Consider the following 14,893-nt stretch of genomic DNA (forward strand, 5'->3'; position numbering starts at 1 on the left):
CCGACTTCAGACTGCGGAACAGGCGCTCCATCGGTGAGTTGTCCCAACAATTCCCCCGGCGCCTCCTGCCTCATGCCGATGCAAGTGGCGGTATCGGCCGAGAATCCCTCGACACCGAGAATCGGCTTTTCCGCGTTCAGGCATGGGACGATAGGAACGCTCGGGTAGCCCTGGATCGATACTCGCTTTGCTGTACAGTCAGGAACACCGGCGGGCCTCTTCCGGGGCACCTCCAGTGTCCTGCTGCACACCTCTGAGGCTCCGGTATCCTCGGAACCTCGTCTTTGCCCGGTTCCTCTTTCAGTCAATCGCCGCCCGCGTCTCAACCCCGTCCACCAACCGCGCAATCCCCAATGGGTTGCCATCCTTCAGCGCTTCCGGCAGCCACGCGTCCGGGTAGTTCTGGTAGCACACCGGGCGCAGGAAACGGTCGATGGCCAGGGTGCCCACCGAGGTGCCGCGGGCGTCCGAAGTGGCCGGGTACGGGCCGCCGTGGACCATCGCGTCGCAGACTTCCACGCCGGTCGGGTAGCCGTTGAGCAGCAGGCGCCCTGCCTTCTGTTCCAGTAGCGGTACCAGGTCGGCGAAGGACGCCAGGTCTTCCGCTTCGGCGATCAGGGTCGCGGTGAGCTGCCCGTGTAGCCCATGCAGCGCGCGCTTCAGTTCGGCGTGGTCGGCGACCTCGACGACCACGCTGGCCGGGCCGAAGACTTCTTCCTGCAGCAACTCGTCGCCCTCCAGCAGCAGGCTGACATCCGCCTGGAACAGTTGCGGCCGGGCCTGGCGGCCTTCCTGCGGCTGCCCGGCGAGGTGGCGGACGCGCGGGTGGGCGTGCAGCGCCGCCAGGCCTTTTTCATAGCTGGCCAGCGTGCCGGCATTGAGCATGGTCTGCGCCGGCTGGTCGTCCATGCGGGCGGCGAAGCGTTCGAGGAACGCCGAGAATTGCGCAGAGCGGATGCCGATGACCAGGCCCGGATTGGTACAGAACTGGCCGCAACCGAGCACCACCGAGGCACTCAGTTCGTCGGCCACGGCCTCGCCTCGGCCTTGCAGCGCGGCGGGCAGCAGGACCACCGGGTTGATGCTGCTCATCTCGGCGAACACCGGGATCGGCTGCGCCCGGGCGGCGGCGATGTCGCAGAGGGCGCGGCCGCCCTTCAGCGAGCCGGTGAAGCCGACCGCCTGGATCGCGGGGTGGCGGACCAGGCGCTCCCCTACTCCGCCGCCGTAGATCATGTTGAACACGCCCGCCGGCATGCCGGTGCGCTCGGCCGCGCGTAGGATCGCCGCGGCGACCCGTTCGGCGGTGGCCATGTGTCCGCTGTGCGCCTTGAATACCACCGGGCAGCCGGCGGCCAGGGCCGCGGCGGTATCGCCGCCGGCGGTGGAGAACGCCAGGGGGAAGTTGCTCGCGCCGAACACCGCCACCGGGCCGAGGCCGATCCGGCACTGGCGCAGGTCGACGCGTGGCAGCGGCTTGCGTTCGGGCCGGGCGCGGTCGATGCGCGCGCCATGGAAGTCGCCGCGCCGCAGAACTTCGGCGAACAGGCGCAACTGGCCGCTGGTGCGGCTGCGTTCGCCCTGGATGCGCGTGGCCGGTAGCGCGGTTTCACGGCAGACGATGGCGACGAAATCATCGTCCAGCGCGTCGAGTTCGGCGGCGATGGTATCGAGGAATTCCGCGCGGCGGCTGGCCGGCAGTTGCCGGTAGTGCGGGTAGGCGCTGGCGGCGGCTTCGGCGGCGGCGTCCACTTCTTCCGGAGTGGCTTGCACGAAGCGGTACGGCAGCGCCTCACCGCTGGCGGCGTCGAGGCTTTGCAGGAAGATCGTGCCGGCCGCGCTGCGGGCGCCGCCGATGTAGTTGTGTCCGAGGATGGCTGTCATGTCGACCTCATGCAGGGGAAGCCCCGCCGGGGATGGCCGGCGGGGTTGGAGCCAAGGCTCCGCAGGAATGAAGGAATCCGTGCCGCGGGTCTCTCGTGGAGCTCCGGCCTATGCACGGCGGTGAGGCTTCAGAGCGCTACCACCCGCCCCGGCGTCAGTGCGGTCTCGACGGCGGCGATGCCATTGCGCAGCGGCGCGCCGAACTCGGCCATGGCGATCTCGAAGACATCCCCCGGCATCGCCTTGATCCCGTCGGCGAAGGACAGCGTGGCGGTACCGAAGTAATGCACGTGGACGTCGCCCGGACGGAGGAACTGCGCGTACTTGAAATGGTGGTACTCGAGGTTCTCCAGGCTGTGGCACATGTTGTCCTCGCCGGAAAGGAACGCCTGCTGCCAGAGCACTTCGCCGTCGCGCAGGATCCGGCTCTCGCCCTGCAGGTGGCGCGGCAGTTCGCCGACCCGCAGCTCCGGCCCGTAGCAGCAGGCGCGCAGCTTGGAATGCGCCAGGTACAGGTAGTTGCGGCGCTCCATCAGGTGGTCGGAGAACTCGTTGCCCAGGGCGTAGCCGAGCCGATAAGGCCGGCGATCATCGCCGATCAGGTAGAGCCCGACCAGCTCCGGCTCCTCGCCGGCATCCTCGGCGAAGGCCGGCAGCGGGAAGTCCGCGCCGGGGCGCACGACGATGCCGCCGTCGCCCTTGTAGAACCATTCGGGCTGCGCGCCGACCTGGCCCGCCGGTGGCTTGCCGCCCTCCAGGCCCCACCTGAAGATGCGCATGGTGTCGGTCAGCACGGTCTCGTCGCCCTGGTTCTGCTGGTGCATGCGGTCGCGCGTCGCGGCGCTGCCCAGGTGGGTCAGGCCGGTGCCGCTGACCAGGCAATGGGCCGGGTCGTCATGATCCAGCGGCGGCAGCACCCTTCCCTCCTCCAGCAACCCGGCATAGTCCGGGCCTGGCTCGCTGCCTCGGCGCAGCACCTCGTCGTGCAGGCCGCTGCCCGCGCGAATCGCCGCCAGTCCCAGTTCGCGCGTGCTACGCACGCCGCGCACCACCTGTATCCCGGCGCCTTCGACGACGCCGACCCGGCGCTGCCCTGCCCGGTCCTCGAATTGAATCAGCCGCATCTCGGCTCCTCCTGTGGGCTCCGACTATCACTCGATGATGATGAAATCCTTGAGGTGCTCTTCGGATATCTCCAGGCCCAGGCCGGGCTTGTGATCGTCCAGCTGGATATAGCCGTCGACCGGCTGCGGCTCGCCCTTGAACACGTAGTAGAACAGCTCGTTGCCGACCTCGACGTCGAACACCGGGAAGAACTCGGCCATCGGCGAAGCGGTGCTGGCCATGGTCAGGTGATAGTTGTGCAACTGTCCGGCGTGCGGGATCACCGGCACCGACCAGGCCTCGGCCATGGCGTTGATCTTGCGCGCGGCGGTGATCCCGCCGACGCGGTTGGTGTCGTACTGGATGACGTCCACCGCGCGGCGCTCCAGCAGGTCCTTGAAGCCGTGGCCGGTGAATTCGTGCTCGCCGCCGGAGATCGGCATGATCCCCATCTTCTTCAGCTCGACGTAGCCCTCGAGGTCATCGGCGATCACCGGCTCCTCCAGCCAGCGCGGTTCGAACTCGGCGAGCTTCGGCAGCATCCGCCGGGCGTATTCCAGGGTCCAGCCCATGTAGCATTCGAGCATGATGTCGATGTCCGGCCCGGCCAGTTCGCGTAGCGCACGGACCTGCTCGATGTTCCTGCGCATGCCCGCCGGGCCGTCCTTGGGGCCATAGCCGAAGCGCATCTTCAGCGCGCTGAAGCCCTGGTTAAGGTAGCCCTGGGCCTCTTCGAGGAAGGCGTCGAGGTTGTCGTTGGCGTAGAGCTTCGAGGCGTAGGTCCAGATCTTCTCCTTGGTGCGGCCGCCGAGCAGCTTGAACACCGGCTTGTTCACCGCCTTGCCCATGATGTCCCAGATCGCCAGGTCCACCGCCGAGATGGCTGCCATGCCGATGCCCTTGCGGCCCCAGGCGTGGGTGCGGCGATACATCTTCTGCCAGATGTACTCGTTGTCGAACGGGTCTTCGCCGATGCAGATCGGCGCCAGGTAGAGGTCGACGATTTCCTTCGCCACGCGCGGCGCCAGGGCGCAGTTGCCGATGCCGACGAGGCCGTCGTCGGTCTCGATCTCCACCACCAGCCAGCCGTGGAAGCGGAACGAACCCATGGCGTCCCCCTTCTCGAACAGGATGTCGCTGGCATTGGTGCAGAAGTGCGCCTGCGGCGGGACGACCTTGCCCTTCCATTCGAAGACGCGGGTACGGACGGATTTGATTTTCATGTCGCAGCTCCTATCGGTGCGTAGTGGGGTCAGCCGGCCTGCCGCGCTCGCAGCGGGACGGACGACGATCCGGAAGTCTTCAGCCGGGCCAGCAGACAGGCGCCGAGCAGGCCGACGGCGGCCAGGGCGAACATGCCGGCACGCGGGTCGGCGAACTGGCTTTCCATGAGGGTCTTGAGGTTCGGCGCGACGAAGCCGCCGAGGTTGCCCAGGGAGTTGATCAGGGCGATGCCGCTGGCCGCGGCCGCACCGCTCAGGTAACCGGTGGGAAGGGTCCAGAACAGCGGCTGCACCGAGACGAAGCCGGACGCGGCGAAGCAGAAGGCGATCACCGCCAGGCCCAGGTTGCCGGCCAGCGCCGAGGCGGCGATGCCGGCTGCGGCCATGCCCAGCATGGCCACCGCGAGCTGGCGATGCTGGCCGCTGCGGTCGGCCTGGCGGGTCACCAGGCGCGTTACCACCAGGGCACAAGCCCAGGGAATCGCGGTGATCAGGCCTACGTTCAGGCCGACCTGGCCGTCGAGGAAGCTGGCGATGCGGGTCGGCAGGTAGAACACCACGCCGTACACGCTCATCTGGATGGTGAAGTAGACCAGGCAGAACTTCAGCACCTGGCCGCTGCGCAGAGCGCTGAGGAAGCCGTGCGGGCCGCGTGCCTGTTTGCGGGTGTCTTCTTCGGCCAGCTCGCCTTCCAGCGCCCGCTTCTGCTCGTCGCTCAGCCAGCCGGCATCGCGCGGGCGGTCGACCAGGTAGAAGTAGGCGGCAATGCCGACCAGCGAGGCCAGCAGGCCCTCGGTGACGAACAGCCACTGCCAGTTGGCCAGGCCGAAGATGCCGTGGAACTCCAGCAGCCAGCCGGACAGCGGACCGCCCAGCACCAGCGCCAGCGGCAGGCCGAAATAGAACAGGCCGAGCGCCTGGGCACGGCTGCGCTGCGGGAACCAGTAGGTGAGATAGAGGATGATGCCGGGGAAGAAGCCCGCCTCGGCGACGCCCAGCAGGAAGCGCAGGACATAGAAGGTCATGGCGTCGTCGGCGAACATCATCGCCGCCGAGACCAGGCCCCAGGTGACCATGATCCTGCACAGCCAGACCCTGGCGCCGAGGCGGTGCAGCATCAGGTTGCTGGGTACCTCGAAGCAGGCATAGCCGATGAAGAAGATGCTCGCGCCGAACGCGAAGGCGGCATCGCCGAGCCCGGTGTCGGCTTGCAGGAAGGCCCGCGCGTAGCCGACGTTGGCCCGGTCGATGAAGGCCAGCACATACATCAGGACCAGGAAAGGCAGGAGCCGCAGGCGGCTGTTGGCGATCGCCGAGGACAGCAGCCTGGCGTGGTCGTTCATGGCGCTCATGGAAGACTTCCTTCTTGTTGTTGTTCGACGCGGAGGCGGCATGGCCGCTTGCGTTGGGCCGACTGTAGCCAGGCCGCTCCCGCGCGGATAATCACTTCTGCGCATTCATCGATAACCCCAGACAATACCTTTTCACCAATCAGCCAATCGCCGGTTATCGGGCAGCAGCGAGAGCGGCCCTGCGCTCAGAGCAGCGGCAGGGAATACGAGAGGATCAGGCGGTTCTCGTCGACATCGGCGGCATGGTTGGACCGCAGCATGGCGTTGCGCCAACGCAGGCCGAGGTTCTTCAACGGGCCGCTCTGGATCACGTAGGCGACGTCCACGTCGCGTTCCCAGGCGCGGCCGCCGCCCATCGCCTTCGTCCGGGCATGGGCGCCGCTGGCGTAGCGGGCCATGGCGGTCAGCCCGGGAATGCCCAGGGCGACGAAGTCGTAGTCGTAGCGCAGTTGCCAGGAGCGCTCGCCGGCGCTGGTGAAGTTGCGCACCTGGATGTCGTTGACCAACGGTGTACTGGTGCCGGCGATGTAGAGCATCCCGTCGTCGCCGTACATGCGCTGGTAGCCGGCGCCGAGGCTGTGGCCGCCGCGGGTCGCGCTGAAGAAACCGGTCAGCGCGCGATTCTCCAGTTCGCCGAGCTTCGCGGCACCTTCGTCGCGCGTGTCGAAGAGCCCGACACTGGCGCCCAGGCGCCAGCCGCCGAAGCTCTGCTTGTGGCTCAGGCTGTAGTAGTCCTGCCGGTAGATGTCTTGCAGCCGCGCCTGCCACAGCCCGACCTGGCTGCGCTCGGCATTGAAGCGGTATTCCGCGCCCAGGTAGTCGAAACGGTCGGAGAACGCCCCGCCGCGCCCATCCACCGAGAGGTCCTGGTGGTCGCTGGAGTTGCGCTGGCTGAGCGAACGCATCTGTCCGCCGTGAAGGGTCAGGCCGGCGATTTCCCTGGAGGTCAGCATGCCGCCCTGGAAGGTCTGTGGCAGCAGGCGGCCATCGTTGCGCAGGAGGATTGGCAGTTCCGGCAGCAGTTCGCCGAGCTTCAGCTCGGTATTCGACAGCTTCAGCTTCGGCGCCACGCCCAGTCGCGCGTAGTCGTCCGCTGCGCGTCCGTCGGCGTGGCGTGGCAACAGTCCGGAGCCGGCACGATCAGGGCCGCTGTCGAGCTTCAGGCCGAGCTGGCCGACCAGCTCGACGCCCAGGCCCAGGGTGCCCTGGGTATAGCCGGATTTCGCCTGTAGGAGAAAGCCTTGGGCCCACTCCTCCTGTTTCGACTGCGCCGCGCCGGGCTGGCGGAAGTCGCGATTGAAATAGAGATTGCGCAGGCCGAGGCTGACGCTGGCGTCTTCGATAAAGCCCTCGGCGCCGGCGAGCGACGGCAGGCCGGCCAGCAGGACCGGGGCGAGCGAGGCGGATTTCAGCAGGTTCGGAGCGGAACGGGTCATTGTTGTTTTTCCTTTTCCCAGGCCGAAGCGAGCCGTGGAGCGCTGCGGCTCCAGGCGACGTGTCTTGTCGAAGGTGCGACGCCCCTGCCCCGCCACGACGGTACAGGGAGGCGCCAGGAGCGCGTTACGAAGGGGCGGCGCCCTGGTTGTCGCGTCGCATGCAGGCGATCAGGCTTTGCGCCTGCCCATCCGGCAGGCGATCTCGAACGCCTGGCGGGTGGCGCCGACGTCGGCCCTTCCCTGCCCTGCGATATCGAAGGCGGTACCGTGGGCCGGCGTAGCGATGGGGATCGGCAGGCCGCCCTGGACGGTCACGCCGCGGGAAAATCCCATCAGCTTGATCGCGATCTGCCCCTGGTCGTGGTACATGGTCACCACCGCGTCGAAGGCACGGGCGTCGCCCTGCACCTTGAGGAAAATGGTGTCGGCGGGATACGGGCCGTCGGCGGCGATTCCCTGTTCGCGCGCCTTCTGCACCGCCGGAGCGATGATGTCCAGTTCCTCGCGGCCGAAGCTGCCGTTGTCGCCGTTGTGCGGGTTCAGTCCGCAGACGCCGATGCGCGGCCGCGCCAGGCCGCTGCGGCGGAGCGCGTCGTCGATCAGGCGGATCGCCTCCCCTACCCGCTCCTGACTGAGCAGGCCCGGCACCTCGGCCAGGGCTACGTGGGAGGTCACCCGCGAGGTCCAGAGGTCGTCGAGGACGTTGAACTCGCAGAACGGGCCGCCGAACCCCAGGCGCTCGGCGAACCAGTGCAACTCGTCGCTGTGGCCCATGCCGGCCATGTGCAGCGAGGTCTTGTTCAGCGGGCCGAAGAGGATCGCGTCGGTCCTGCCGCTGCGGGTCAGTTCGAGGGCCAGCGCGAGGGTCTCCAGGCTGTAGCGGCCACCGACGGCGCTCGCTTCGCTGCGTGGGAACTCGTCCCCGCCCTGGCTGTGCCAGGGATGCAGCAGTGGCGTGGCGTCGGCGAAATCCAGGGTTTCCAGCGCGTCGATGCGCCGGTAGGGGAATTCGCAGCCGGCGATGCGCATGCCGCGGCGCATTTCCGCTTCGTCGGCGATCAGCACGATGTGCGCCTTTTCGCGCACCTCGGTGTCGGCCAGCAGGCGGGCGATCAGTTCCGGGCCGATGCCGGCCGGATCGCCCAGGACCATGGCCAGTCGCGGTAGGGATGGAGCGTTCATGGGGAAGTCCTCGGGTCGGGCGACGCCTGCTGCAGGCGTACGGTGTCGGGCACGGTGCGGTAGATGCGCCGCGCGTTGCCATGGAAGAGCCGTTCCTGGTCGGCGTACGGCAGGTCGGCGACGATGCGTTTGAAACCGCCATAGATGTCGTCGAACGAGCCGCACAGGCTGTCCACCGGGAAGTTGCTGGCGAACATCGCCCGCTCGACGCCGAACAGGGCGATGCTTTCGCGGACGATCCAGGCGTTGTCCTCGACGCTCCAGCGCCGGCCGGCCTGGCCGATGCCGGAGATCTTCAACGCCACGTTGGGGCATTCGGCGAAGCGCGCCATGGCCCGTTGCCAGGCGGCCAGCCCCTCCGCGCTGCGATCGGACGGCAGGCCGGCGTGGTTGAGCACGATCAGCGTATCGGGGAAGTCGCGCGCCAGGCATGCGGCCTCGGCGAGGTTCCACCAGGGCGTCTGCAGGTCGAAGTGCAGGCCGTGCCGGGCCAGCTCGGCATAGCCGCGACGCCAGCGCTCGTCGCTCATCAGGCTGCGCAGCTCGCCGACCTGTTGCGGGCGCTGCGGACCGCCGGGCTTGTGGCGGACGCTGCGGACCCGTGCGAAGCCCGCCTGCGCCGCCAGCACCTCGGCGGCGTCCGGCGCGTCCAGCCAGGCCTGCGCCACCACCGCGTGGGGCGCGCCATGGCGTTCGGCGAGGCGATGCACGAAGCGGGTTTCGCCGAGCGGATCGCGCGGGTCCCACTCGGTTTCCACGTAGACCGTCTCGACCACCCGGTGTGCGCCGACGTCGCCGAAGTAGTCCGCCGGCAGGTAGCGGCGCTTGATCGCGCTGTAGTCGCCGTAGCGGAACGGAATATTGGCGTCCTCCGCGAGCCAGGGGTGGTAGTTCGCCTGCGGGTCCCAGAAATGATGATGGGCGTCGACGATCGGCCCGTCGTACAGCTCAGCCATGCGTTGCCTCGGTCTTGTCCAGGGAAATCAGCAGGGTGCCGGCGATGAAGGCTGCCGAGCAGAGGGCGAAGAAGCCCAGCACCGCGGCATATCCACCCAGGTGTTGCAGCAGCAGCCCGACCAGGATCGGCACGGCGATGCCGCCGAGGCTGCCGGCCATGTTCATCACCCCGCCGACCAGGCCGACCCGGGCCGGAGCGGCGAGCAAGGCCGGAAAGCTCCAGTACAGGCTGCCCCACATCAGGAAGAAGGCGGTCAGCGCCAGCAGGATCACGGCGACATAGGCATCTTCCAGGCTCGGCAACAGCAGGAAGGCGAGCAGCGCCGCGAAGCCCGAGACCGTCAGCAGGCCCTTGGCCGCCAGGCCGCGGCGCACACCCTTGCGGATCAGCAGGTCGCAGAGGAAGCCGCCGACCAGGGAACCGACGGCGCCGCAGAGGAAGATGACGAAGGTCGCGGCGCCGATACCCTTGATATCGAAGCCGCGCGCCTGCGCCAGGTAGCTGGGCCCCCAGGTAAGCAGGCCGAAGAACACCATGGCCCAGCTGGCGCGGCCGAGGACGATACCGACCAGGGAGCGGCCGACGATGCCCAGTCCTCCGCCCGCCTGGCGGTCCGCTTCGGCGAGCGGGGTGGTACGGTCGGCGTTGATCCGGTCCAGCTCGGCGGCGTTGACCCCGGGATGCTCGGCCGGGTCGTCGCGCAGGTAGTGCCAGGCCAGCCAGGCCATGGCCAGGGTGGCGATGCCGGCGATGAAGAAGGCGCTGCGCCAGGAGCCGAGCACGGCGATCAGGTAGGCGATGACCAGTCCGCCGAGAGCGACGCCCAGCGGCCCTCCGCAGTCCATCAGCACGGCGCCGCGGCTGCGTTCGCTGGAGCCCAGCCACAGCGAGTTGAGCTTGCCGCCGGAGGGGAACAGCGGCGCTTCCGCCGCGCCCAGGGCGACCCGCGCGAACATCAGCGACAGGCCGCCGCTGGCGAAGGCCGCGAGGGTCTGGAAGGCTCCCCAGAGGCCGGTGGACCAGCCGATCACCCGGCGCGGGCCGTAGCGGTCGATCAGCCAGCCGCCGGGAATCTGCAACAGCGCGTAGGCCCAGAAGAAGCTGCTGAGGATCAGCCCCTGCATGCTCGGCGTTAGCTGGAATTCACCGGCGATGGTGGGCATGGCGATGGACAGCGAGACCCGGTCGACCAGGTTGATCACCGTCAGGGCGAAGACGATGGCGAAGATGCGCCAGCGGACGTTGCTGGGTTTTGCGGCAGTGGCCTTGTCCTGGGCAGGATCAGCCTGGAGCACGGCGGTCTGTGCCTGAGCCATGGGTCGTACCTCTTTTATTGTTGTTCTTGTGCTGCGGAACTGGGGTGGCAGGTCCGGCAGGCCCACTATCCGGCTTTCCATCGATAACCGTCTAATCAAAGCTGCTCATACGGCCATTTCCTACGGTTATCGCTCCAGGTATCCGACATCCGCTTCCACTCATAACCCCAGGCTATCGGTGTATGCCTTATTTTGAGTGGACGCTTATCGGTGCGCTTCGCACACTCCGCCCTACCCATAACAACAATGACAACCAGAGGTCCTCCATGCGTACCGCATATGCGCGCTCCGTCCCCTCCTTCCTGGCCGCTTGCGCCCTGCTCTGCTGCACCGCCCTGCCCGCCCTGGCAGCTGCCTGGAAACCCGAAGAGAACCTGGAGATCGTCGTCGCCGGCGGTCCCGGTGGCGGCACCGACCAGCTCGCCCGCCTGGTCCAGGCGGCGATCAGCCAGAACAAGCTGCTCGACGTCAACACCGTGGTGCTGAACAAGGGCGGCGGCAACGGCGCCGAAGCCTTCCTCGACCTGAAACTGGCCAAGGGCAACGCGCACAAGCTGGTGATCGGCACCAACAATGTCTACCTGCTGCCGCTGGTGGCCCGGCTGGGCTACCAATGGACCGACCTGACGCCGGTGGCGGCGGTGGCCGAGGACGACTTCATCCTCTGGACCTACCAGGCGGCGCCGTGGGCGGACGCCGCGGCGTTCCTCGCCGATCTGAAGAAGGACGCGGCAGGCATGCGCTTCGGCGGCAGCCAGTCGAAGGACGTCGACCAGACCCTCAGCCTGCTGCTCGGCAAGCAGGTCGGCGGCAAGTTGACCTACATCCCCTTCAAGAGCGGCAGCGAGGCGTCCATCCAACTGGCCGGCAGGCACATCGCCGCCAACCTCAACAACCCGGCGGAAAGCCTCAGCCAGTGGCGCGGCGGCCAGGTCCGGCCGCTCTGCGTGTTCAGCCACGAGCGCATGATCTACACCGCCAAGGTCGCTGCCGAGCAGTCCTGGGCGGACATCCCCACCTGCCACGAGCAGGGCCTGGGCATCGACCAGTACCGCTTCCCGCGCACCGTGTTCCTGCCCGGCGGAGTCAGCGACGAGCAGCGCGCCTTCTACGTCGAGTTGATGCGCAAGGTCAGCCAGACCGCCGAGTTCAGGGACTATGTCGAACGTTCCGCTCTGGCGCCGACTTTCCTCGCTGGCGAGGACCTGGTGAGCTACATCGAGAAGGACCGCCAGCGCGTCATCCCGTTGTTCCGGGAAGCCGGCTGGCTTCGCCAGTAACCCGCGTAGCGCGACCAGGAGACGAACATGTCCAGCTCATCCGATGCGCCGCTGGTCGCCACCCGCTGGGTGGAGATCGGCCTGGCGCTGTTCACCGCCGCGCTCGGCGCGATCGTCATGTACGGCAGCCAGGATATCGGCGTCGGCTGGGGCGACAGCGGCCCCGAGGCCGGCTATTTCCCCTTCTACATCGGCCTGCTGCTGAGCGCCGCCAGCCTCGGCAACCTGCTCATGGCCCTGTGCCGCTGGCGGGCGCTGGGTACCTCGTTCGTCGCCCGCGCGGCCTTTCGCCGGGTGCTTGCGGTGTTCCTGCCGATCGCCGCCTACGTGGCGGCCATGCCGTTCGCCGGGATCTACCTCGCTTCCGCGTTGTTCATCGCCTGGTTCATGTGGCGCGACCGCAGTCGTGACAAACCCTACGGCGTACCGCTGATCGTCGCGCTGTCCTGCGGCGCGGCGCTGGCCAGCTACCTGATCTTCGCCGTCTGGTTCAAGGTGCCGCTGGATGCCGGAGTACTGGCCGACCTCGCGGCCTTCGTCGGGAGCGCCAGGCCATGAGCGAATTCGATTCCCTGATGCAGGGCATGAGCCTGGTCCTCAGCGCCCATCACCTCGGCCTGATGGTGATCGGCGTGCTGCTCGGCATCCTGGTCGGCGTGCTGCCGGGCCTCGGTGCGCCGAACGGGGTGGCGCTGCTGCTGCCGTTGACCTTCAGCATGTCGCCGGTGTCGGCGATCATCCTGCTTTCCTGCATGTACTGGGGCGCGTTGTTCGGCGGCTCGATCACCTCGATCCTGTTCAACATCCCCGGCGAGCCGTCGTCGGTGGCCACCACCTTCGACGGCTACCCGATGGCGCGCAACGGCCAGGCCGGCGAAGCGCTGACCGCCGCCTTCACCTCGGCGCTCCTCGGGGCGCTGGTCGGCGTGCTGCTGCTGACCTTCCTGTCCACCCATATCGCCCGCTTCGCCCTGGCGTTCAGCTCGCCCGAGTTCTTCGCCGTCTACCTGCTGGCGTTCTGCACCTTCATCGGCATGAGCCGCAACCCGCCACTGAAGACCCTGGTGGCGATGACCATCGGCTTCGCCATGGCCGCCGTGGGCATGGATACCGTGTCCGGCGACCTGCGCCTGACCTTCGACCAGCCCTGGCTGCTCTCCGGGCTGAGTTTCGAGGTGGCGGTGATCGGCCTGTTCGGCATCGGCGAGATCCTCTGCACGGTGGAGGAAGGCCTGGTGTTCCGCGGCGAGCGCGCACGCATCACGCCGATGGTGATCCTGCGTACCTGGGCCAGGCTGCCGCGCTACTGGCTGACCTGGCTGCGCAGCGCGCTGGTCGGCTGCTGGATGGGCGTCACTCCGGGCGGCCCCACCGCCGCCTCGTTCATGAGCTACAGCCTGGCGCGGCGCTTCTCGAAGAACCGCGAGAACTTCGGCAAGGGCGAGGTGGAAGGCGTGATCGCTCCGGAGACCGCCGACCACAGCGCCGGCACCAGCGCCCTGCTGCCGATGCTGACGCTCGGCATCCCCGGCTCGGCGACCGCCGCGGTGATGCTCGGTGGCCTGATGATCTGGGGGCTGCATCCCGGGCCGACGCTGTTCGTCGAACAGCACGACTTCGTCTGGGGCCTGATCGCCAGCATGTACCTGGGCAACGTGGTCAGCCTGATCGTGGTACTGGCGACCGTGCCGCTGTTCGCCTCGATCCTGCGGATTCCGTTCGCCATCGTCGCGCCGATCATCGTCATGGTCTGCGCCATCGGCGCCTACTCGGTGCACAACGCCATGCTCGACGTGGTCCTGATGCTGCTGTTCGGCGCGCTCGGCTACCTGTTCAAGAAGCTCGGCTACCCCATCGCCCCGCTGGTGCTCGCCGCGGTGCTCGGCGACAAGGCCGAGGACGCGTTCCGCCAGTCGATGCTGTTCTCCGACGGGCAACTCTCGGTGTTCTGGTCCAACCCGCTGGTGGCCAGCCTGACCGGCGCGGCGCTGGCGATGCTGTTCTGGCCGTTGCTGGCGCGGTGCGCCGGGGCGTTGTTCCGGCGTGGCCGGAGGGGGCTCCGGCATGCCGCCTGAGCCTGCGTCTGGCGGCGGGGTGGATTTCTTGTCACCCTGGGTCTCCCCGCCGCCAGCGAGATACGCCATGTCCCGGATTCCCGACGCCAGCATCATCCACAGCCGCCTGCGCCTGCGCCAGTTGCGCCTGATGCTGGCCCTGGAGGAACTCGGCTCGCTGCGCCGCGCCGCCGACGAGATCGGCATGACCCAGCCGGCGGCGACCAAGATGCTCCACGAGGCCGAAGACCTGCTCGGCGTCGAGTTGTTCGAGCGTTTGCCGCGCGGCATGCGCGCGACGCCTTTCGGCGAGACGTTGATCTATTACTCGCGGATGATCTTCGCCGAGCTGTCCGGGATGCGCGAGGAACTGGTCGCGCTGGAGTCCGGCAACCTCGGCCGGGTCACCGTCGGAGCGATCCCGGCGCTGGCCTCGAGCCTGCTCACCCGCACCATCGCCACCCTGAAGCAGAGTCATCCACGGCTGTCGATGAGCATCCAGGTGGACACCAGCGACGTGCTGGTCCAGGCCCTGCAACAGGACCAGCTGGACGTGGTGCTCGGACGCATCCCCAGCGGCGCGCGCACCGACGACCTGGTGTTCGACAGCCTCGGCGAGGAAGAACTCTGCGTGGTGGTCGGCGCGCAGAACCCGTTGTCGCAGGCACGCAAGCTGGACTGGGGAGAGTTGCAGGAGTTGACCTGGGTGTTGCAGCAGCACCCCAGTCCGATGCGCGGGATCGTCAACCAGGCCTTCCACAACGCGCGCATCGACCTGCCGAGCAGTATCGTCGAGACCACCTCGATCATGACCCTGCTCTCCCTGCTGCAACAGACCGACATGATCGGCATCACTCCGCGCTCGGTGATCGAGGACTACCCGGGCAAGCACCTGCTGGCGATCCTGCCGATCCAGCTGGAGCCGCGCCTTCCGCCCTACGGCCTGATCACCCGACGCAACCGGGTCCACTCCTCGGCCATGCAGACCTTCATGGCCAGCGTGCATGCCGAACAGGCGCGGCACCTGGCGAAGTGAGCGGCACTAGCACAAATGAGCTAATAGCGGCGAGCCGGCTGGACCTCTAACATCCTGCGGCATTTCAA

The 14,893-nt window shown here is 67.8% G+C and carries 12 protein-coding genes; 4 read left to right on the forward strand and 8 right to left on the reverse strand.

All coding sequences use genetic code 11. The features are described 5' to 3' along the window. Nucleotides 1-300 precede the first annotated feature (300 nt). From HMPREF2886_RS28215 to HMPREF2886_RS28250, 8 genes are all read right to left on the reverse strand, one after another. A complete protein-coding gene (locus HMPREF2886_RS28215; protein WP_070748796.1) occupies nucleotides 301-1,884 on the reverse strand; it encodes an aldehyde dehydrogenase (NADP(+)) in 1,584 nt (527 codons plus the stop codon). 128 nt (nucleotides 1,885-2,012) lie between these two features. Continuing rightward, complete coding sequence (araD1, locus tag HMPREF2886_RS28220; RefSeq protein ID WP_033968862.1) at nucleotides 2,013-3,008, reverse strand: AraD1 family protein; 996 nt, start codon at nucleotides 3,006-3,008, stop codon at nucleotides 2,013-2,015. A 27-nt stretch (nucleotides 3,009-3,035) separates the two neighbouring features. Further along, complete coding sequence (locus tag HMPREF2886_RS28225) at nucleotides 3,036-4,211, reverse strand: L-lyxonate dehydratase (RefSeq protein ID WP_070748798.1); 1,176 nt, start codon at nucleotides 4,209-4,211, stop codon at nucleotides 3,036-3,038. A 29-nt stretch (nucleotides 4,212-4,240) separates the two neighbouring features. Continuing rightward, nucleotides 4,241-5,563, reverse strand: a complete 1,323-nt coding sequence (locus HMPREF2886_RS28230; protein WP_070748800.1) for an MFS transporter — start codon at nucleotides 5,561-5,563, stop codon at nucleotides 4,241-4,243. Nucleotides 5,564-5,748: 185 nt separating this feature from the next. Further along, nucleotides 5,749-6,999 carry an OprD family porin gene (locus HMPREF2886_RS28235; protein WP_070748802.1) on the reverse strand — a complete coding sequence of 417 codons (1,251 nt, stop codon included), beginning with the start codon at nucleotides 6,997-6,999 and terminating at the stop codon, nucleotides 5,749-5,751. Between the two features lie 168 nt (nucleotides 7,000-7,167). Beyond that, on the reverse strand, nucleotides 7,168-8,181 hold the full coding sequence (locus HMPREF2886_RS28240) for a 4-hydroxythreonine-4-phosphate dehydrogenase PdxA (RefSeq protein WP_033977585.1): 1,014 nt from the start codon (nucleotides 8,179-8,181) through the stop codon (nucleotides 7,168-7,170). Then, on the reverse strand, nucleotides 8,178-9,137 hold the full coding sequence (locus HMPREF2886_RS28245) for an amidohydrolase family protein (RefSeq protein ID WP_033968854.1): 960 nt from the start codon (nucleotides 9,135-9,137) through the stop codon (nucleotides 8,178-8,180). The genes HMPREF2886_RS28240 and HMPREF2886_RS28245 overlap by 4 nt, the downstream gene beginning before the upstream one ends. After that, complete coding sequence (locus HMPREF2886_RS28250) at nucleotides 9,130-10,455, reverse strand: MFS transporter (RefSeq protein WP_070748804.1); 1,326 nt, start codon at nucleotides 10,453-10,455, stop codon at nucleotides 9,130-9,132. The genes HMPREF2886_RS28245 and HMPREF2886_RS28250 overlap by 8 nt, the downstream gene beginning before the upstream one ends. A 266-nt stretch (nucleotides 10,456-10,721) precedes the next feature. On the opposite strand from HMPREF2886_RS28250, the gene HMPREF2886_RS28255 reads away from it, so the two are divergent. From HMPREF2886_RS28255 to HMPREF2886_RS28270, 4 genes are all read left to right on the forward strand, one after another. After that, a complete protein-coding gene (locus HMPREF2886_RS28255; RefSeq protein WP_033968852.1) occupies nucleotides 10,722-11,735 on the forward strand; it encodes a Bug family tripartite tricarboxylate transporter substrate binding protein in 1,014 nt (337 codons plus the stop codon). A gap of 27 nt (nucleotides 11,736-11,762) precedes the next feature. Further along, nucleotides 11,763-12,293 (forward strand): tripartite tricarboxylate transporter TctB family protein, encoded by a 531-nt coding sequence (locus HMPREF2886_RS28260; RefSeq protein WP_033968850.1) that lies wholly within the window; start codon nucleotides 11,763-11,765, stop codon nucleotides 12,291-12,293. After that, nucleotides 12,290-13,810, forward strand: a complete 1,521-nt coding sequence (locus HMPREF2886_RS28265; RefSeq protein WP_033968848.1) for a tripartite tricarboxylate transporter permease — start codon at nucleotides 12,290-12,292, stop codon at nucleotides 13,808-13,810. The genes HMPREF2886_RS28260 and HMPREF2886_RS28265 overlap by 4 nt, the downstream gene beginning before the upstream one ends. 67 nt (nucleotides 13,811-13,877) lie before the next feature. Beyond that, nucleotides 13,878-14,825, forward strand: coding sequence for a LysR family transcriptional regulator (locus HMPREF2886_RS28270; RefSeq protein ID WP_003089050.1), 948 nt, complete (start codon nucleotides 13,878-13,880; stop codon nucleotides 14,823-14,825). Nucleotides 14,826-14,893 lie beyond the last annotated feature (68 nt).

Source organism: Pseudomonas sp. HMSC066A08 (assembly GCF_001813025.1).
Classification (GTDB): Bacteria; Pseudomonadota; Gammaproteobacteria; order Pseudomonadales; family Pseudomonadaceae; genus Pseudomonas; species Pseudomonas aeruginosa.